General features: G+C 73.5%; 17 protein-coding genes and 5 tRNA genes. 14 read left to right on the top strand and 8 right to left on the bottom strand.

The window, feature by feature from the left end; all coding sequences use genetic code 11:
• Nucleotides 1-9 precede the first annotated feature (9 nt).
• The 5 genes from ACFY0K_RS26000 (at nt 10) to ACFY0K_RS25980 (ending at nt 8,977) form a co-directional block, all read left to right on the top strand.
• Nucleotides 10-639 (top strand): GNAT family N-acetyltransferase, encoded by a 630-nt coding sequence (locus tag ACFY0K_RS26000; protein WP_351958822.1) that lies wholly within the window; start codon nt 10-12, stop codon nt 637-639.
• Between the two features lie 114 nt (nt 640-753).
• Entirely contained in the window at nt 754-1,980 is a 1,227-nt protein-coding gene (gene cbiE / locus ACFY0K_RS25995; RefSeq protein WP_390641871.1) for a precorrin-6y C5,15-methyltransferase (decarboxylating) subunit CbiE, read from the top strand.
• A 344-nt stretch (nt 1,981-2,324) separates the two neighbouring features.
• Nucleotides 2,325-6,071 (top strand): nicotinate-nucleotide--dimethylbenzimidazole phosphoribosyltransferase, encoded by a 3,747-nt coding sequence (gene cobT / locus ACFY0K_RS25990; protein WP_390641870.1) that lies wholly within the window; start codon nt 2,325-2,327, stop codon nt 6,069-6,071.
• A 775-nt stretch (nt 6,072-6,846) separates the two neighbouring features.
• On the top strand, nt 6,847-8,079 hold the full coding sequence (gene cobA / locus ACFY0K_RS25985; RefSeq protein WP_390641869.1) for a uroporphyrinogen-III C-methyltransferase: 1,233 nt from the start codon (nt 6,847-6,849) through the stop codon (nt 8,077-8,079).
• A 79-nt stretch (nt 8,080-8,158) separates the two neighbouring features.
• Nucleotides 8,159-8,977, top strand: a complete 819-nt coding sequence (locus tag ACFY0K_RS25980) for an RNA methyltransferase (RefSeq protein WP_093505269.1) — start codon at nt 8,159-8,161, stop codon at nt 8,975-8,977.
• Between the two features lie 15 nt (nt 8,978-8,992).
• On the opposite strand, the gene ACFY0K_RS25975 is transcribed toward ACFY0K_RS25980, so the two are convergent.
• Nucleotides 8,993-10,345 (bottom strand): protein kinase, encoded by a 1,353-nt coding sequence (locus ACFY0K_RS25975; RefSeq protein ID WP_390642067.1) that lies wholly within the window; start codon nt 10,343-10,345, stop codon nt 8,993-8,995.
• A gap of 196 nt (nt 10,346-10,541) precedes the next feature.
• On the opposite strand from ACFY0K_RS25975, the gene ACFY0K_RS25970 reads away from it, so the two are divergent.
• From ACFY0K_RS25970 to ACFY0K_RS25955, 4 genes are all read left to right on the top strand, one after another.
• The gene (locus ACFY0K_RS25970) at nt 10,542-10,817 is read left to right on the top strand and encodes a hypothetical protein (RefSeq protein WP_390641868.1); all 276 of its coding nucleotides are present in this window, start codon (nt 10,542-10,544) and stop codon (nt 10,815-10,817) included.
• 207 nt (nt 10,818-11,024) lie between these two features.
• Nucleotides 11,025-11,201 (top strand): hypothetical protein, encoded by a 177-nt coding sequence (locus tag ACFY0K_RS25965; RefSeq protein WP_123978469.1) that lies wholly within the window; start codon nt 11,025-11,027, stop codon nt 11,199-11,201.
• Nucleotides 11,202-11,533: 332 nt separating this feature from the next.
• Nucleotides 11,534-12,469: a phosphotransferase family protein gene (locus ACFY0K_RS25960; RefSeq protein ID WP_390641867.1), complete on the top strand. Its 936-nt coding sequence runs from the start codon at nt 11,534-11,536 to the stop codon at nt 12,467-12,469.
• Nucleotides 12,470-12,590: 121 nt separating this feature from the next.
• On the top strand, nt 12,591-12,896 hold the full coding sequence (locus ACFY0K_RS25955; protein ID WP_390641866.1) for a zf-TFIIB domain-containing protein: 306 nt from the start codon (nt 12,591-12,593) through the stop codon (nt 12,894-12,896).
• Between the two features lie 50 nt (nt 12,897-12,946).
• Here the strand turns inward: ACFY0K_RS25955 and ACFY0K_RS25950 are convergent.
• The 5 genes from ACFY0K_RS25950 to ACFY0K_RS25930 all read right to left on the bottom strand — a co-directional run bounded on the left by ACFY0K_RS25950 (nt 12,947) and on the right by ACFY0K_RS25930 (nt 13,416).
• Nucleotides 12,947-13,018 (bottom strand) — tRNA-Val (locus tag ACFY0K_RS25950).
• Between the two features lie 34 nt (nt 13,019-13,052).
• Nucleotides 13,053-13,124 (bottom strand) — tRNA-Val (locus ACFY0K_RS25945).
• Nucleotides 13,125-13,158: 34 nt separating this feature from the next.
• Nucleotides 13,159-13,230: transfer RNA gene (locus ACFY0K_RS25940), tRNA-Val, on the bottom strand.
• Nucleotide 13,231: 1 nt separating this feature from the next.
• Nucleotides 13,232-13,305: transfer RNA gene (locus ACFY0K_RS25935), tRNA-Cys, on the bottom strand.
• Between the two features lie 38 nt (nt 13,306-13,343).
• Nucleotides 13,344-13,416 (bottom strand) — tRNA-Gly (locus tag ACFY0K_RS25930).
• A gap of 178 nt (nt 13,417-13,594) precedes the next feature.
• On the opposite strand from ACFY0K_RS25930, the gene ACFY0K_RS25925 reads away from it, so the two are divergent.
• From ACFY0K_RS25925 to ACFY0K_RS25915, 3 genes are all read left to right on the top strand, one after another.
• Entirely contained in the window at nt 13,595-14,659 is a 1,065-nt protein-coding gene (locus ACFY0K_RS25925; protein ID WP_390641865.1) for a chorismate-binding protein, read from the top strand.
• A 101-nt stretch (nt 14,660-14,760) separates the two neighbouring features.
• Entirely contained in the window at nt 14,761-15,582 is an 822-nt protein-coding gene (locus ACFY0K_RS25920) for an aminotransferase class IV (protein ID WP_390641864.1), read from the top strand.
• Between the two features lie 90 nt (nt 15,583-15,672).
• On the top strand, nt 15,673-16,497 hold the full coding sequence (locus ACFY0K_RS25915) for a GNAT family N-acetyltransferase (protein WP_390641863.1): 825 nt from the start codon (nt 15,673-15,675) through the stop codon (nt 16,495-16,497).
• A gap of 49 nt (nt 16,498-16,546) precedes the next feature.
• Here ACFY0K_RS25915 and ACFY0K_RS25910 read toward each other — a convergent pair whose 3' ends face one another.
• Nucleotides 16,547-17,065, bottom strand: coding sequence for a DsbA family protein (locus tag ACFY0K_RS25910; protein ID WP_382724173.1), 519 nt, complete (start codon nt 17,063-17,065; stop codon nt 16,547-16,549).
• Nucleotides 17,066-17,299: 234 nt separating this feature from the next.
• Here ACFY0K_RS25910 and ACFY0K_RS25905 point away from each other — a divergent pair, with 234 nt between their 5' ends.
• Together ACFY0K_RS25905 and ACFY0K_RS25900 are read left to right on the top strand one after the other, a co-directional pair.
• The gene (locus tag ACFY0K_RS25905; RefSeq protein WP_390641862.1) at nt 17,300-17,755 is read left to right on the top strand and encodes a hypothetical protein; all 456 of its coding nucleotides are present in this window, start codon (nt 17,300-17,302) and stop codon (nt 17,753-17,755) included.
• A 260-nt stretch (nt 17,756-18,015) separates the two neighbouring features.
• Complete coding sequence (locus ACFY0K_RS25900; RefSeq protein ID WP_167450005.1) at nt 18,016-18,168, top strand: hypothetical protein; 153 nt, start codon at nt 18,016-18,018, stop codon at nt 18,166-18,168.
• 108 nt (nt 18,169-18,276) lie between these two features.
• Here ACFY0K_RS25900 and ACFY0K_RS25895 read toward each other — a convergent pair whose 3' ends face one another.
• The gene (locus tag ACFY0K_RS25895; protein ID WP_352366749.1) at nt 18,277-18,837 is read right to left on the bottom strand and encodes a CGNR zinc finger domain-containing protein; all 561 of its coding nucleotides are present in this window, start codon (nt 18,835-18,837) and stop codon (nt 18,277-18,279) included.
• Nucleotides 18,838-18,940: the final 103 nt, after the last annotated feature.

The following is an 18,940-nucleotide window of genomic DNA, read 5'->3' as shown; positions in this document are numbered from 1 at the left end:
GAGCGGCGCATGACTAGCACCTTCCCCAACATCTCCATCAGCACGGAGCGGTTGGTGCTGCGTCCCCTCGACGAGGACGACGTGCCCGCGCTGGCCGAGATGATGAACGACGAGCAGGTGGCGGCCTGGACCAGCGTCCCGCAGCCGTACAGCGAGGATGCCGCCCGGCGCTGGATCACCGAGCACGCGTCGGCCGAACGGCTCGCCGGCCGGGGCCTGGACCTCGCCGTCACGGAGTTCCTCACCCAGCGGCTGGTCGGCGTCGTCCGGCTCGCCAGGACCAACTGGCACATCCGGTCGACCGAGTTGTCGTACATCATCGCCCCCTGGGCCCGGGGCGAGGGCTACGCCTCCGAGGCCGCGCTCGCCACCGCCCAGTGGCTGCTCGGCGACCAGAAGCTGGAGCGCATCGAACTGCGCACCGCCGCCGACAACGCCGCCGCCCAGCAGGTGGCACAGAAGATCGGCTGTATCAGCGAGGGCGTGCTGCGCAACGCCTGCATAGTCCACGTCCGCACCGAGGACGGCACCTGGGCGGACGTGCGCAGCGACTACATCGTATGGAGCCTGCTCCCGGAGGACCTGGAGGGCGCGGGTGAGGAACTCGCCGGCAGCGACGGCTTCACCTCCTGGAACTGACGGCGGCGGGACTCGCCCCGTCGCGCGCCGTACACCTCCACCAGGTACCCTCACGGTGCCCGTCCTCCGGGCCCGGACCCTGACGACCTGCGAAAACCCTGGAGACTGACGACGATGGCCGACCGGGTCACGGTGATCGGCTGGGACGGCTCGCCCCTGACCGCCGCTGGGCGCGGCGCACTCGGCGCCGCCACGCTCGTCGCGGGCGCGGCCCACCACCTCGCCCTCCCCGAAGTGCCGCCCGGCGCGGAACGCATCCGCCTCGGCAGCGTCGCCCTCGCCGCCCGCCGCATCGCCGGCCACCGCGGCACCGCCGTGGTGCTCGCCGACGGCGACCCCGGCTTCTTCGGCGTCGTACGGACCCTGCGCGCCCCCGAGTTCGGCCTGGAGGTCGAGGTCGTCCCCGCCGTCTCCTCGGTGGCCGCCGCCTTCGCCCGCGCCGGAATGCCCTGGGACGACGCACAGGTGGTCGTCGCACACCGGCGAACCCTGCGACGCGCGGTGAATGTGTGCCGCGCCCACACCAAGGTCGCCGTCCTCACCTCGCCCGGCGCCGGACCCGCCGAACTCGGCCTCCTCATGGAGGGCGTCCACCGCACCTTCGTCATCTGCGAGGAACTCGGCACCGAACGCGAGCAGGTCCACGTCGTCACCTCCGACAAGGCCGCCGACCACGCCTGGCGCGACCCCAACGTCGTCATCGTCATCGGCGGCACGACCGGAGCGGTGCCGGCGCCCGAGGGCGGCGGCTGGATCGCCGGCCGCGATCCGGCCGCCGGCCCGCGCGGCTGGGTGCTGCCCGACGCGGAGTACGGCGACGGTGCCCCGCTCGGCGAAGGGGAAACGGATCTGCTGCGGGCCGCCCAACTCGCCCGGCTGGGGCCCCGGGTCGGCGACCTCGTCTGGGACATCGGCTGCGGCAGCGGCGCGTTCGCCACCGAGGCCGCGCGCGCCGGAGCCGCCGTCATCGCCGTCGACCGGGACCTCGCGGCCTGCGTGCGCAGCGACGCGGCCGCCAGGAAGTTCGGCGTGCAGCTCCAGATCGTGCACGGCGCCGCCCCGCACGTGCTGGAGAACCTGCCCGAGCCCGACGTCGTACGGGTCGGCGGCGGGGGAGCGGCCGTGGTCAACGCCGTCGCCGACCGCCGTCCGCAGCGCATCGTCACCCACGCCGCCACCCGCGACGCGGCCGAACTCGTCGGACGCGACCTGACCGAGCACGGATACCAGGTCGAGTGCGCCCTGCTGCAGTCCGTCGAACTGGACACCAGGGCCTGGACGGAGACCGAGCGGAACGTCGCGTTCCTGCTCAGCGGTGTTCTGCCCGAGCGCGCCCCGTGATCCTGTTGTCATACTGCGCGCGGTAGGCTGGCCGATCGCTGCACCGCACCGGTGGCCCGGAAATCTGTTCGTCAATGTCCGGAAAACGCGCCCCTTTTGGGGCGGGTGTGGTACGGCAGAACCGGGGACGCGCAACGTGGCGCAGTCCACAGCGGGCTGTCGCGGATCACGCTGTCGCGACGGTCGAACGGCCGGGACAATGCCACTGAATGGCTTTGTCGCCTTTTCCGGCGGGTCGTTCGTGCCGCTGGGCACGCACGCTCGTTCTTCACTGTGGGGCGGTCGGTGCGCCGCCCCGGGCGAGCTGGTCGTAGAAGGCACTAACCGATGGGCGAGGGGTACGCATGACGGACACCGGCCAGGTCCCGGGCGAGGGACTGCCGGAGAGCGCAGGCATGGTGGAACAGCCGGGCGTCACCGCGCACGGCGCGTACACCTACCTCTCCGAGGCGCCTGCCGAGGACGAAGAGGACCTGCTGCTCCCCGGCGCCCAGGGCGCCTGGGGGAACGAAGTGCCGCCGCCGGCCCCGGAGCCGGTCGTCGAGACCGTCCACGAGCCCGGCCCGCACGAGACGGGCGGCCGGGACAGCGGCTCGGTCGACCTCAGTGCCGTCCGGCTGCCGAGCTCGGTACCGGCGTCCCCGATCCTCTCCGTGCCGCACGACCCGGCGGCCGCCCCGGCCCCGCGCCGCCCGCTGCACCTCGGCCCGCCGATCCCCGACGCCTCCACCAGCCCCGTCCGCTCCCTCGCCGACCGAGGCCCGGCCGGCGCACCGGTACGGCAGCCGGGGGTGCCTGCGGCAGGTCCCGAGTACCTCGACGTCCAGTCGCTCCACGAGTCGGTACCGCCGTCCGCCGCGCCCTGGGGTGCGCCGCAGGCGGTCCCGCAGGCCGCTCCGGTGGCACAGGTGGCCGCAGAGGCCCCGGCTGCCGAAACGGTTGCTCCGGTCGGCACGGCACCGGAGCCGGTCGCTGTCGCGGCTCCCGCCGCTCCCGTTGCTGCGGAACCCGAGCCGCAGCCGCAGCCCGTGGCCGCCCACGAACCCGGTACTCACGACCCGGCCGGCGCCGCCCAGGCGGCAGTCGCCCGCCTCGCCACGGAGGCCACGGCCACGGCCACGGGCACCGCGGGCGAGCCACAGGGCGCCGTCCAGCCGGTCGCCGTCGGCGTTCCGGCGTCGGTGGCCGCACCGGTGGCGCCGCAGGCCGTGCAGGCGCCGGACGGTTCTCAGACGGCCCAGGTCCCGCAGGTCCCGCAGTTCCCGGACGCTCCCGGGACCGCCGAGGTCGCGCAGGCTCCTCAGGGGCCGGACGCGGTGCCGGTACAGGCGGCTCCGGTCGTGGCGCCTCCGGTGCCGGCGGTGGGTCCGGAGGCCGCGCAGGCTCCCGGCGCCGCCGACGCGACCGTGGGCGGCGGTGTCCCGCCGGTACCGGAGCAGGCAGGGCACCGGCTCGTGGAGCCGGAGACGGTCGCCGAGGCCGTGGTGGCCGCGCCGGAGCAGCAGGCCGTGGCGCCGGCCGGGGTGGAGCAGGCCATGGAGGCCGGGGTGCCCGAGGCGGGTCCGGCGCCGGAGGCAGTGGTGCCGGAAGCGGTCGTACCGGAAGCAGTCGTACACGAAGCGGTCGTGCCGGAGACGGTCCTCTCAGAGACTGCCGCACCGGAAGTTGGCGTACCGGAAGCCGCTGTGCCTGGGACCGTCCCGGCTGCGGAGGCCGGCGTGGCCGAACCCGTCGTGGCCGAGCCCGTCCAGGCCGTCCAGCCGGTGGCCGCCGTGCCGGTACAGCCCGAGGAGGCCGCAGCCCAGGGGTTCGCCCCGGTGCCCCCCGCGCCCGCCGTCGCCACCCAGGCCCCCCAGCCGCCCCAGCCTGCGGAGGTCCCCACGCCCGCGGTCCCGGAGGGCGAACAGGTCACCCCGGCCGCCGCCACCGACGCACCCGCGGCGGCTGCCGCACCGCCGCCGTTCGAGACGCCCGAGGCGCACCCCGCCGAGTCCGTCCAGCCGGTCGACGCCCCCCTCGCGGGCCCGCAGACCCAGGGCTCGGCGCCCGCGCCCGAGGAGGCCCTGGCGGAACCGGCCGCGGACCACCCGCTCGGCGAGTTCGTCCCCGTCGACGGCCAGGTGCCGACCACCCCGTACCTCGCCCCCACCCCGCCCCACCCGCTGGTCCTCCCCACCCAGGACCAGGGCGGGCCGTCCCTGCCCGAACAGGCCGCGACGGTCCCCGCCCCGCGTGAGGCCGAGCCCGCTCCGCTGCCGGAGCACCCCGATGTCGTACAGCAAGCGGAGGACCTGGACACCAGGGCCGCCGACCAGGAAGAGAGCACGGCCCCCGTGGCAGAAGCACGTCAGTCCACCGGCCCGGCCGCGCCCGCCTACGACGACGCCGAGCGCGAGGCCGTCCTCAAGGTCATGCGCGAACGCCGTGACATCCGCAACGGCTTCCGCAGCGACCCCATCCCGCACGAGGTGCTGCTGCGCGTCCTGGAGGCCGCCCACACCGCGCCCTCCGTCGGCCACTCCCAGCCCTGGGACTTCGTCGTCATCCGCTCGGCCGACACCCGCCGCTCGATGCACGAACTGGCCATGCGCCAGCGCGACGCGTACGCCAAGTCCCTCCCCAAGGGTCGCGCGAAGCAGTTCAAGGAACTGAAGATCGAGGCCATCCTCGACACCCCGGTGAACATCGTCGTCACCGCCGACCCCACCCGCGGTGGACGCCACACCCTCGGCCGGCACACCCAGCCGCAGATGGCGCCCTACTCCGCCGCGCTCGCCGTCGAGAACCTCTGGCTCGCCGCCCGCGCCGAGGGCCTCGGCGTCGGCTGGGTCAGCTTCTTCGACGAGCGCGAGATGGTCCGCGCCCTCGGCCTGCCCGAGCACCTGGAGGTCATCGCCTACCTGTGCGTCGGGTACGTCGACGAGTTCCCGGACGAGCCCGAGCTGATGCAGGCCGGCTGGTCCAAGCGCCGCCCGCTGTCGTGGGTCGTCCACGAGGAGACGTACGGCCGCCGTGCGCTGCCCGGCGAGGACCCGCACGACCTGCTCGCCGAGACCGTCGCCAGTGTCCGCCCGCTGGACGCCAAGGCGCTCGGCGAGGCCTGGGAGCGGCAGAAGCGGATGACCAAGCCGGCCGGTGCGCTCGGCATGCTGGAGATCATCTCCGCGCAGCTCTCCGGCCTGTCCCGGCAGTGCCCGCCGCCGATCCCGGAGCCCGCGGCCGTCGCGATCTTCGCCGGCGACCACGGGGTGCACGCCCAGGGCGTCACGCCGTGGCCGCAGGAGGTCACCGCCCAGATGGTGGCGAACTTCCTCGGCGGGGGAGCGGTCTGCAACGCGTTCGCCGGCCAGGTGGGCGCCGAGGTGTGCGTGGTCGACGTCGGCGTCGCGTCCGAACTGCCCGCCACGCCGGGTCTGCTGCCTCGCAAGGTCCGTGCGGGCACCTCCGACATGACCACCGGCCCCGCGATGACCCGCGAGGAGGCCAAGCAGGCCATCGAGGTGGGCATCGAGACGGCCCGCGACCTGGTGGCCGCCGGCAACAAGGCGCTCCTCACCGGCGAGATGGGCATCGCGAACACGACCGCGTCCGCGGCCCTGATCTCCGTCTTCACGGGCGCCGATCCCGCCGAGGTCACCGGCCGCGGCACCGGCATCAACGACGAGACCCTCGCCCGCAAGACCGAGGTGGTCCGCCGTGCCCTGGAACTCCACCAGCCGGATCCGGCCGACCCGATCGGCGTCCTGGCCGCGATCGGTGGCTTCGAACACGCGGCGATGGTCGGCCTGTTGCTGGGCGGCGCGTCCCTGCGTACGCCGGTGATCCTCGACGGCGTCAGCGCGGGCGCCGCCGCCCTCGTGGCCCGCGCCATCGCCCCCGAGGTCCTCGCCGCCTGCATCGCCGGCCACCGCAGCGCGGAACCGGGCCACGTGGCAGCCCTGAACAAACTGGGCCTGCGTCCCCTGGTCGACCTCGACCTCCGCCTGGGCGAGGGCACGGGCGCCCTGCTGGCCCTCCCCCTGGTCCAGAGCACGGCAAGGGCCATGCACGAGGTGGCGACCTTCGACTCGGCGGGCGTCACGGAGAAGTAGGAGCGGCGTTCCCACGACAGCCGACCGACCGCGTGCCGCCTGCCACCGCTCGCGGTTCCCCGCCGGCCGGTCGCCGACTGCCTGTCGTCAGGCACCGCCGGCCGGCCGCTGGAAGTCGGCGGTTGGTTGCTGGTTGCCGATGGTCGGTCGCTGGCTGCCTGTCGTCGGGCGCTGTTGGTCGGCCGCTGGAAGTCGGCGGTTGGTTGCTGGTTGCCGATGGTCGGTCGTCGGCTGCCTGTCGCCGGGTGCGGTTGGTCGGCCGCTGGTCGTCGGAGGCTGGTGGCCGGTTCCCGACCGGAAGTAGTTGGCCGTCGGCCGGAAGTCGTGAGTCGCCTGCCGTCGCTGGTCGGCCGTCAATCACCGGCGGTTGGTTGGAGCCGGGAGCGGTGGCTGGGAATGATCGCCGGAGGTTGGGAGCCGACAGCCTGGGGCCGGGAGCGGGTGGCCGGACTGGTTGCCGGTGGCCGCGAGGTGGCTGTGTTTCCTTGGCTGCTGGCTGCTGGCTGCTGGCTGCTGGCTGCTGGCTGCTGGCTGCTGGCTGTGGCGGCTGTGGCGGCTGTCGGCAGCGGGTCCGCTGCGCCGGGTTCCCTGGCGGCCGACCCGGTGGTTGTGGGCAGTCGTTCCGCTGGGGCGGAACGGGTGGGCACAACCACCCACAACCCTGCACCCGGCCCCGCAGCCCAGCCACCGGACACCTGAGCCGCCCAAAACCCCCGCCCCGTAAAATCTGCACGTCAGGGCCACCCACCGCCGCCGAAAGAGGAGCCGCCCCCTCATGGCCGAACACCCCGCCTACCCCGTAGGCCTCCGCCTCTCAGGCCGCCGCGTGGTCGTCCTCGGCGGCGGCCAGGTGGCCCAGCGCCGTCTGCCCGCCCTCATCGCGGCAGGCGCCGACATCACCCTCGTCTCCCCGGCGGCCACCCCCTCCGTCGAGGCCATGGCCGACGCCGGCGAGATCACCTGGATAAGGCGCCCCTACCAGGACGGCGACCTCGGCGAAGCCTGGTACGCGCTGATCGCCACCAGCGACCCCGCCGCCAACACCGCCGCCTCCGCGGAAGCGGAGCGCCACCGCGTCTGGTGCGTGCGTTCCGACGACGCCGACCAGGCCACCGCCTGGACCCCGGCGACCGGCCACAGCGAGGGCGTCACGGTCGCCGTCCTCACCACCGACGCCCGTGGCCGCGACCCCCGCCACACCGCCGCCATCAGGGACGCCGTCGTCGAGGGTCTGCGCGACGGCACCCTCGTCGCCCCCCACCACCGCACCCGCACCCCCGGCGTCGCCCTGGTCGGCGGCGGCCCCGGCGACCCCGACCTGATCACGGTCCGCGGCCGCCGCCTCCTGGCCGCCGCCGACGTCGTCATCGCCGACCGCCTCGGCCCCCGTGACCTCCTCGCCGAACTCCCGCCGCACGTCGAGGTGATCGACGCCGCGAAGATCCCGTACGGCCGTTACATGGCCCAGGAGGCCATCAACAACGCCCTGATCGAACACGCCAAGCAGGGCAAGTCGGTCGTACGACTGAAGGGCGGCGACCCCTACGTGTTCGGCCGGGGCATGGAGGAGGTCCAGGCGCTCGCCGAGTCCGGCATCCCCTGCACGGTCGTCCCGGGCATCTCCAGCTCGATCTCCGTACCGTCCGCCGCGGGCATCCCGGTCACCCACCGGGGCGTCGCACACGAGTTCACGGTGGTCAGCGGCCACGTCGCCCCGGACGACGAGCGCTCGCTGGCCGACTGGCCGTCCCTGGCGAAGCTGACCGGGACCCTCGTCGTCCTCATGGGCGTCGACAAGATCGGGAAGATCGCCGAGACCCTGGTCGCGCACGGGAAGTCCCCGGAGACCCCTGTCGCCCTGGTCCAGGAAGGCACGACGGCCGCTCAACGCCGGGTCGACGCGACCCTCGCCACGGTGGCGGAGGTGGTCCGCGCGGAGGAGGTGAAACCGCCCGCGGTCATCGTGATCGGCGAGGTCGTGAACGTCGGCCCGTCGGCGGCGCCCTGAAGGACATCGGCGTAACCCCGGGTAACACAACCCGCTCCAGACCATTGGCACCCCACCCAGGACAAGGCAGTATCACCCTGTGGCCGATCTCATCACCGTTGAGGATCCCGACGACCCGCGCCTGCGTGACTACACGGGCCTGACCGACGTCGAGTTGCGCCGCAAGCGCGAACCGGCCGAGGGACTGTTCATCGCCGAGGGCGAGAAGGTCATCCGCAGGGCGAAGGACGCGGGCTACGAGATGCGTTCGATGCTGCTGTCCGCCAAGTGGGTCGACGTCATGCGCGACGTCATAGACGAACTGCCGGCCCCCGTCTACGCGGTCAGCCCGGAGCTCGCCGAGAAGGTCACGGGCTACCACGTGCACCGCGGCGCCCTCGCCTCCATGCAGCGCAAGCCGCTGCCGACGGCGACCGAGCTGCTGCGCACCACCCGCCGGGTCGTCGTCATGGAGTCGGTCAACGACCACACCAACATCGGTGCGATCTTCCGCTCGGCGGCCGCCCTCGGCATGGACGCGGTGCTGCTGTCCCCGGACTGCGCCGACCCGCTCTACCGGCGCAGCGTGAAGGTGTCCATGGGAGCGGTCTTCTCCGTGCCGTACGCCCGTCTCGACACCTGGCCGAAGGGGCTGGACTCGGTGCGCGAGGCAGGGTTCACGCTGCTCGCCCTCACCCCGGACGAGAAGGCCCGCAGCCTGGACGAGGCCGCCCCGCACCGGATGGACAGGGTCGCCCTGATGCTCGGCGCGGAGGGCGACGGTCTCTCCACCCAGGCGCTGGTCGCCGCCGACGAATGGGTGCGCATCCCGATGTCCCACGGCGTCGACTCCCTCAACGTGGGCGCGGCGGCCGCGGTCGCCTTCTACGCGGTGACCGCCGGCCGCCCCGAGGCGTAGGACCAGCTGCTCCCGCTACTCCCTGAGGGCTACGGCCTGCGCGGCCACGGCACCGCTGCCGGCGCCGGGCGCGTCCATCCCGCGGGCGGGCCCGGAGCAGCCCTGGGCCAGCGCGATCCCCAGCGCCACCAGCAGGGTCACCACGACGAACACGAACAGCCGCTGGCGCAGCAGCCGGGGATTGGCCGGCCGCCGTCCGACCCCCGTGGGACGCGGCGCCGGACGCCCGTTGCCACCCCGTGACGCGGGCCGGTTCCCGCTTCCGTTCCCGTTCCCGGGCCGGGTGCCGTTGCCGCGCGGGGCGGGCGTGGGGCGCGCGCCGTTCGGCCGGGACGGCACTCCGCCCGCCGGGCGCGGACCGCTGCCGCCGCGCGAGGGAGCGTTGCCCCGCGCCTGCGCGCCCGACGCACCCGGCGAGGACTGCGGCCGGCGCTGGGTGCGCTGCGGATCCGGGTAGGTCGAGTAGGTGTCGGCGAGCCGCCCGGTGGGCCGGTCCGCCTCCGCCGCACGCGGCGCGGGCGGCCGTACGTCGGCCAGCCCCTGCGCCTCGCGCGCGGCGATCTCCTTCAGCCGGAGCGACAGCTGCAGCGTGCTCGGCCGCTCCTCCGGGTCCTTGGCCAGACAGGCCCGCACCAGCGGCGCGAGCGCGTCCGGCACGCCGTGCAGCTGCGGCTCCTCGTGGACGACCCGGTAGAGCATCACCTCGGAACTGCCGTGCCCGAAGGGCGAGTCGCCGGTCGAGGCGTAGGCGAGGGTGGCGCCGAGCGAGAAGACGTCCGTCGCCGGAGTGACGGCCGCGCCGCGCACCTGCTCGGGCGCGAGGAACCCGGGGGAGCCCACCGCCGTACCCACGTGGGTGAGGGTGGAGGCCCCGGTGGCCCAGGCGATGCCGAAGTCGATGATCCGCGGCCCCTTCGGGGACAGCAGGATGTTCGAAGGCTTGAGGTCCCGGTGCACGACCCCGGCCTCGTGTACGGCGACCAGGCCCTCGGAGAGCGCCGCGCCGACCGCCGCCGCGTCCGCCGCGACCAGCGGGCCGTCGTCGGCGACCTTGTCGTGGAGCGAGGGGCCGGGCACGTACTGGGTGGCGAACCAAGGCCGCTCGGCGTCCAGATCCGCCGCGACCAGCCGCGCGGTACAGCCGCCCCTGATCCGCCGGGCCGCCGAGACCTCACGGGCGAAGCGGGACCGGAACTCCTGGTCCTCCGCCAGATCGGGCCGGATCACCTTCAGGGCGACCCGCTGCCCCTTCTTGTCGGAACCGAGGTAGACCACGCCCATGCCGCCGGCGCCGAGCCTTCTGTGAAGCCTGAACGAGCCGACGACGCGCGGGTCCTCGCGCCTCAGGCGCATCATCGCCATGTTCATCCCCGCTGCCCGGTCCGTCTGACGTGGCACAGCTTACGTTTACCGGGCCGCCCGTGCGCAGAGGCCGCGCCCTCTCGGCCCGATGGATTGTCAGTGCCGGGTGCGAGACTTGAGGAGTGGTCAGGAAGGCGCCGTTATCGGCGCCTTTGAGCACCCGTCTGCTCCAACAAGCCGTCACAGAAGGGGGATTGATGCTGTGAAGGGTGACCGCGTGGAGATAGTCGTGGACGCCGGCGACACGACCCGTACGTACGAGGTGGTGGCGAGCCGGGCGGGCCGCCGGGTGGAGACAGCGGTACGGCGAGGGGTGGTGGAAGTGAGCGAAGTCACGCGGAACGGCACCGTCGTCCGGACCGCGCGCTTCATGGCGACCCGGGTCCTGGCCCTCGTGGAGCAGCCGGTGCCCCGAGAGGACAGTTCGGAAAATCCGGGAAGGACCGGGCACCCCCTCCGGGAAGACCCCGAGGGGTAGGACGAGACCTGGGGCCTGTCTCCACCCAGGGGAGTAGACCGCAGGTCACGGCTCATCCTCTCGGAGGCCCGCGATTCGGTACGAGGGCATGACGTCCGCGAGGTGCCACGCGCCTAGATTTGAGGTCAAGCGGCGGGTGCAGCACTCGTCCCCCGAGGTCAGACACCCGCCGCTGCCAACGACAACTGAACGGTCAGGAGAGGGACCATGGCTCTTACGGCACAGCGGACACACACCACCCGCCCCCGCCGACAGGGCCGCCGCCACCCGCTGGTGGCGACGCTGATGGCCCTTCCCCTGGCGGTCCTGCTCCTCGTCGTCTTCGACGGCTGGGAGACAGTGGCCACACAGGCGTCGTCCGTGGGAGTGATGCTGGGGCGCTGAGCGGCGACCCCAGGCCCGGAAGAGCGGTCCGGGCGGGGACATCCACCCATGAAACCCCGTGGGGACGGGGGTGCGGCGGACGGCAAAATGCCGGCGCAGCTGGGGAGCTGCGCCGGCATTGCTTTTTCTGCGGGGCGACGGCGTGCGTCGCCGGCTGCGGGCCGGTGGGGGTTGCTCGCGCAGTTCCTCCTCCGGCCGAAGGCTGGGGGAGGCACCCCGCAAGCGCGGGCGAGCGGCACCCCGGTGCCCCAGCCCGACCCCGGCCGGCCGGGAACCCCCGCCCTCCACACCCACGTACCCTCACCCCTGCAGCCGCACCCCCGGGGGACCCCATGACCGCAGACGTACTGCCCCAGCTGACCGCCAAGGTCATAGCCGCCGCCCACCCCGACCCGGCGGCCCTCTGCCAGTGCACCGGCGGCACCACCACCCTCGCCCGCCGCCCCGACACCACGGTCCTCCGCCACGCGGCAACCGTCGCCAAGGCCCACGCCCCCGGCACCGACCCCACCGCCCTGACCCGCCGCCTAATCATCGCCGCCCGCCTCCCCGAGATCTTTCTTCCGCCCCTCACCCCGGCTCCCGCCGCCTTCGTCGACGACCGCCCCGTCACCCTCTGGCCGTACGGCGCCCCCGTCGACCCCGGCGCTCCGGAGGCCGCCCCCTGGGAAGCCGCCGCCACCCTCCTCGCCCTGCTCCACCGCGCGCCGCCCGCCCTCGCCGCCGCGCCCCCGATGCGCGGCCCCGCCAAGGCGGCCCAGGCGCTGGCGCGGCTCAGGCAGGCGGTCGCCGCCGCGGGCGCCCACCCCGCCGCCCCGCCCGTCCTGCGTGCCTGGTCCGTCCTGCCCGCCTGGGCCCGCGCGGAGGCGCCGTCCGCGCCCGGCCGCCCCCGCGCCCTCTGCCACGGCGACCTGCACCTCGGCCAGCTGGTCCGGTACCCGGCGCCGGACGGCCCGTGGCGCCTCATCGACGTGGACGATCTCGGTGTGGGCGACCCCGCCTGGGACCTCGCCCGCCCCGCGTCCTGGTACGCCTGCGGCCTCCTCCCGCCCGACGAGTGGGCCCGCTTCCTCGGTGCCTACCGCGCGGCCGGCGGTCCGGCCGTACCGGAGGACGGCGACCCCTGGCCCGCCCTGGACGTCCCGGCCCGCGCCCTCACCGTCCAGACCGCCGCGCGCTACCTCGCGAAGGCGATCGCGGCGGACCGCCCCCTGGACGAGGTGGAGCAGTCCCTGATCGACGCTTGTGCCCGGATGGCACCGGAATGACCCTTCGTCCGGCCCGGTTGGCGCACGATTTCCCGAAGTGGGCTGCAACCGGCCGGGGTCGGACGGAGTCTGTCCTGGAAGAACGTGAAGCAGTTTTTACCGGCGAGGAGTTGAGCCGACCATGCAGTGTCCGAAGTGCCATGCGCCGATGCACACCTACAACCGCAACGGCGTCCAGATCGAGCAGTGCAGCGGCTGCCGGGGCATCTTCCTCGACTACGGCGAGCTGGAGGCGCTGACCCAGCTGGAGGCGCAGTGGTCCAAGCCCGTGCCGCCGCCGGCTCCGCAGGCGTACCCGGCCCCGCCCGCGCCCGCCTGGGGCGCCCCGCACGGCGGCGGCCACCACGGCGGCGGTCACGGCGGGCACTACGGCGGCCACGGTCACCAAGGCCACAAGAGCTGGGCGCACATGCTCTTCTCCAGCTGAACCCACGAAGAAGCCCCGGCCGTACGAGACGGCCGGGGCTCTTTGCTGTGTGGACGATACTGGGATTGAACCAGTGACCTCTTCCGTGTCAGGGAAGCGCTCTCCCGCTGAGCTAATCGTCCTCGGGTCCATGATCCGAGGATCACGGGCACTGCGTGCGCGATACTGGGATTGAACCAGTGACCTCTTCCGTGTCAGGGAAGCGCTCTCCCGCTGAGCTAATCGCGCGGGACAGATCCACGGCCTTCCGGCCAAGATCCAGTGGACGATACTGGGATTGAACCAGTGACCTCTTCCGTGTCAGGGAAGCGCTCTCCCGCTGAGCTAATCGTCCTTGGAGGTGGAGACGGGATTTGAACCCGTGTAGACGGCTTTGCAGGCCGTTGCCTCGCCTCTCGGCCACTCCACCAGGAGTGTAGGGGATCGGGAAGACCCCTGGTTCCTTCGAGCGGACGACGAGGCTCGAACTCGCGACCTCAACCTTGGCAAGGTTGCGCTCTACCAACTGAGCTACGTCCGCCTGTCGTTTCGGTCCGCTCTCGCGTCCCGGCGACGTGTTGAACTCTAGCGGATTCCCGGGCCAGCACAAAAACGCGTTTGCGCAGCGTGCTGCGCCGGTCCCGGCGGATGTGGTGGTCAGGGCACCCTTGACGACATGCCCGGGTCACCCCCAGGACACCCGCCATAGACTCGACCACGTGCTTCGTCGTCCTGCTCATCACCCTCCTCTCGCCCGGTTCGGCGGCCGTGTCGCCACCGGTCTCCTTGACGTGACCAGCGATCCCGCGGCCCTCGACTCGTCCGGTTTCTGGGCCGTCTGCGCGGACTTCGAGGGCCGGCTGACCTGCGCCCGCTTCGGTGACGTACGGGAGGAGCCGGTGCCCGCACCGGTCCCGGGGCGGTGGCGGGGGCCGGCGGCCGGTGACTGGACGTCGTCCCTCGACCGCGCCGCGTACACGGCGGCGGTGCGGCGGATCCGTGCGCACATCGCGGCCGGCGAGGTCTACCAGGCCAACCTCTGCCGCGTGCTGTCCGCGCCGGCCGACCCGGACGCCGACGTGGACGCCCTGACCGCACTGCTGGCCCGCGGCAACCCGGCGCCGTACGCCGGAACGATTCGCCTCCCGGCGCACGGGGTGGAGACAGCCACCGCCTCGCCCGAGCTGTTCCTGCGCCGGACCGGGCGGACCGTCGAGAGCGGGCCCATCAAGGGGACCGGCCGTACCGAGGCGGACCTCCTGGAGAAGGACTACGCCGAGAACGTGATGATCGTGGACCTGGTCCGCAACGACATCGGGCGGGTCTGCGCCACCGGCACCGTGACCGTCCCCGACCTGTGCGCCGTGGAGAAACACCCGGGGCTGGTCCACCTCGTCTCCACGGTCCGGGGCGAGCTGCGCGCCGACGCCGGCTGGCCCGACCTGCTCGCCGCGGCCTTCCCGCCCGGCTCGGTCACCGGCGCGCCCAAGTCGAGCGCCCTGCGGATCATCGAGGCCCTGGAGAGCGCGCCGCGCGGCCCGTACTGCGGCGGCATCGGCTGGGTGGACGCGGACCGGGGCGTCGGCGAGCTGGCCGTGGGCATCCGGACCTTCTGGATCGACCGGTCCGACGACGGTGACGTGCTCCGGTTCGGTACCGGCGCCGGGATCACCTGGGGCTCCGACCCGGAGGGCGAGTGGCGGGAGACCGAACTGAAGGCCGCCCGGCTGCTCGCGATAGCGTCGGGTACGTACGACGTGAACGAAGGGGATCCCGGGTGCTGAGCCGGCCCGGCCGACGACCTTCGGACCCCGGCCGGTCCGCCGCGTCGGACGCACCTGGTGCCTCCGACGCACCGGACGCTGACTTGTAGAGGTAGTGAGCAGTGAAGATCTGGCTGGACGGTGGGTTGCAGGACGTGGAGTCCGCGCGTGTCTCCGTCTTCGACCACGGGCTGACCGTGGGGGACGGCATCTTCGAGACGGTGAAGGCGACCGGGGGCCGGCCCTTCGCGCTCACCCGCCACCTCGACCGGCTGACCCGCTCGGCGCGTGGCCTCGGCCTGCCCGACCCCGACCACGACGAGGTCCGCCGGGCCTGCGAGGCGGTCCTCGCGGCCAACCCGATGGAGCTGGGCCGGCTGCGCATCACCTACACCGGCGGCCACGGTCCCCTCGGTTCCGACCGCGGCGACCGCGGCCCGACCCTCGTGGTCGCCCTCGGCGAGACCGGCCGCCGCCCCGACTCCACCGCCGTGATCACGGTCCCCTGGACCCGGAACGAGCGCGGCGCGCTCACCGGCCTGAAGACCACCTCCTACGCCGAGAACGTCGTCGCCCTGGCCCGCGCCCACCGAAACGACGCCTCCGAGGCCCTGTTCGCCAACACGGTCGGGCAGCTCTGCGAGGGCACCGGCTCCAACGTCTTCGTCGTCCTCGACGGAGAGATCCACACCCCGCCGGTCTCCTCCGGCTGCCTGGCCGGCATCACCCGCGCCCTGACCGTCGAGTGGACCGGCGCCCGCGAGACCGACCTGCCCATGGACGTCCTGGAGCGGGCCGACGAGATCTTCCTCACCTCCACCCTGCGCGACGTCCAGGCCGTGCACCGCGTCGACGACCGTGCACTCCCCGGCGCCCCGGGCCCGGTGACCGCCAAGGCCATGCGCATCTTCGACGAGCGCTCGGGTGAGGATCTGGATCCCTGAGAGCCCCCACGGGGCCTTGCCGGGCTGGGCTTTGGGCGGCGGGGCCATGTTGGGCCGACGTCACCCTCCCGGGCGGGTAGAACACGGCTGATGACCACGACCCTGCGGCCGACCGAGCCGCTTCAGCACGGCGCCGACGGGGCGCCGTCCCGCCACTTCCAGGTGTGCGTGAACGGCAGGCCCGTCGGCACCCTCCGCCTCGGCACCTCGCCGGATCTCGGGGCCCGCGTGGCCCGGATCGCCGACCTGCGCATCGAGGAGCCCGACCGCCACCGGGGCCGGGGCACCGTGGCCGCGCTGGCCGCGGAGGAGGTGGCGCGGGGCTGGGGCTGCCGGCAGATCGAGGTGAGTGTCCCGGCCGTCGCGGAGCCTGCGCTGCGGCTCGTCACAGCGCTCGGGTACGTCCCGCGCAACCGCAGGATGGAGAAGCACCTCGGCGACACCCCGCCGGCCCTGCCGGCGGGCAGCGTCGGCCGCGCCATGACCGAGGCCGAGTTCGAGGAGTGGCTCGCCCGCGAGTCCGAGGCGTACGCGCGCACGTGGATGGAGCGGGGCCTGCCCGAGGCCGAGGCACACGAGAAGTCGCGGCGCGACCACGAGCGGCTGTTGCCGGGCGGCCTCGCCACGGAGGACGTGCGGCTCAGCGTCCTCGAACACGAGGGGACACGCGTCGGCACCCTGTGGATGGCCTTCCGGAAGGACCTGGCCTGGGTGTACGACGTGGAGGCCGGCGCCGCCCACAGCGGCCGGGTACACGGCCGCACCCTCATGCTGCTGGCGGAGCAGCAGGCGATCGCCGCCCGCAGACCCGTCCTCGGCCTCAACGTGTTCGCCGGCAACACCCCGGCCGAGCGGCTCTACGAGTCGCTGGGGTACGTCACCGCCTCCTGCATCCTCTACAAGAACCTGATCTGAGGCCCGGTCACTGCGGCGCGGTCACTTCGGCCCGGTCAGTCCTGCCGGTTCACTCCTGCTCGGCCAGCAACCGGTCGGCGATCTCCGTCACGCGCTCGCGCAGGCCCTCCTGGCTCTTGCCGCCGTCGAGGCGTTCGCCGCCGATGACGTACGTCGGGGTGCCGGTCACGCCGATGGCCTTGCCCTCGGCCTGGTCGGCGTCCACGATCAGGATGTGCCGGCCGTCGATCAGCGCGGTGTCGAACTCCTCGGCGTCCAGGCCCAGTTCGCCGGCCACCTCGACCAGGAACGGCTCGCCCTCGCGGTCCAGCCGCTCGACCCGGCCGAGGACCGCCTCGACGTACTCCCAGCCCTTGCCCTGCACCAGGGCCTCCTCGGCGGCCTGCGCGGCGGCGAAGGCGTGCTTGTGCTTCTCCAGCGGGAAGTGCCGCAGCCGCAGCTCCAGCCGGTCACCGTACCGGGCACGCAGGGCACGGAGGTCGTCCAGGGCGCTGCGGCAGTCGGAGCACTGGAGTTCACACCAGACGTCGAGGACCGGGGCGTCGGCGCGCGCGGGGGAGTCGTTCATGCCGGCCAGTCTTCCAGGCCGTGCTCGGTCCACCCAATCGAGACGGTGGGGTCGGCCGGCGACGCCGGGCGTGGCCGCGGCTCGTCCCTGGGGTGGAGGTGCCCCGGAGCGGACCCCGAGATGCCCCTGATTGTCGGGCCTGGACATGGATCGCACGGGCCGGGCGGTGCACGATGGAAGGGGCGGAGCAGCGCACGCACTCCGCCCGCCCGACCCAGCCCGCAGGAGGACCGGATGATCGCCGAGACAGTCTGTTCCGCCGTGTCCGCGGCAGGCCTGGGCATCGCCGTGGTCACCGCCTATCGCAAGCGGTTCCTGGCAGCGGCCCGTATCGCCGCCTACTCCCTCGTTCCCGTCGGCCTGGTGATGACGGGCGTGGTCGGCTGGCTCGCCGACACCGCCTTCAGCCCCACGGCCTGGGCGGGCTTCGGCGTGCTCGGCGCGGCCTGGGCTCTGTTCGCCACGACCCGCGCCGTGGAGCGCCGGCGCGGCGGCACCCGTGCCACCCGCGCAGAGCGGAAGGCGGCCGCGCGGGGCGCGGAGCGTGACGCCGTCGCACCCGCCGGCTCGGCGCCGTCCCTGAGTCCGGCCGCCCGCCCGGCGTCCAGGCCCGCGGCGGCGCCCCGCGGCACCGGCTCCGGTGACGACTTCAGCGACATCGAGGCCATCCTCAAGAAGCACGGGATATGACACACCGCGGCGGCGGCCGACCGGGCCCGGGGGCGGGGCCCGGCAGCCCGCCGGGCGCGGCGCAGTTCAGCCGGGTTGCGGGCGCATGCATATGACAATCGCATGAGGCATTGAAACGACACGGTGCGCCCACGGTCCGCGCGGAAGTGTTCAGAGGGTGAGCGGAAGCGAAACGGACATCGCGGAATTCAGCGAACTCCCGCCCATTCCGGGCGTGTTGATCGCGTGGCGGGTGCCCACTGGGACATCATCGCCGCGAGATGCTGGACACGAAACAGAGCGAGGCCGCGCCGCCGAAGGACGAGCCCCGCGGGTGCCTCTTCGCCCTTTCCCAGCCACCGCTGATGATCTTCCTAGCGGTGATCGGGTGTCTGCTCCTCATGGCTGCGCTGCACGACCTGCTGTGGCTGTGAGCCGTACCCGCCCGTCCCGGCGCCACCCGCCGGGACCGGCGTCGGCATCCGCCCCGCGCCCCCGTCGGTACTCCCGCCACGGGCACCCTGCCGCCGACGGATGCCCGATCAGCCCGCCGCCTCCTTGCGGCGTGCCCGGTACGCGGCGACATGCAGACGGTTTCCGCAGGTCCGGCTGTCGCAGTAACGGCGCGAGCGGTTACGGGAAAGGTCGACGAAGGCGCGTCGGCAGTCCGGGGCCTCGCAGCGCCGCAGCCGCTCCTCCTCCCCGGCGACGACGAAGAACGCGAGCGCCATCCCGCAGTCGGCGGCGAGGTGGTCGGCCACCGAGGCGCCGGGCGCGAAGTAGTGCACATGCCAGTCGTAGCCGTCGTGGTCCGTGAGCCGGGGAGTGGTCCCTGCGGCCGCGACCAGCTCGTTGATCATCCCGGCGGCGGTCCTGGCGTCCGGGGCGGCGAAGATGCCCGCGAACCGACCGCGGATCTTGCGCACCGCCGACAGGTCGAACTCCGACAGCACACCCACATCGCTGATGTCGTGGTTTCGTACGAAATCCTGGAGGGCCGCGACATCGGGCAGGCCGTCCGCCGCCGCGTCGTCCTCCGGCACGGTGTTCACCAGATCCACCACGGCGTCGAGAGAACACCGGGTGTCGTGGGTGATCAGCACGTTTCGCTCCCTGGCCTGAGGGTCGGGCGGGCGCCCGCCGATGGTGGCCGATGGTAGCGACATACGGCGGCCCCGCACCGGGCCCTGTCCCACTCGTGACTGA

Origin of the sequence: Streptomyces sp. NPDC001507 (assembly GCF_042894765.1) — a bacterium.
GTDB lineage: Bacteria > Actinomycetota > Actinomycetes > Streptomycetales > Streptomycetaceae > Streptomyces.
The sequence above is the reverse complement of the archived record's forward strand: the minus strand, read 5'-3'. Positions and strand labels throughout refer to the sequence as shown.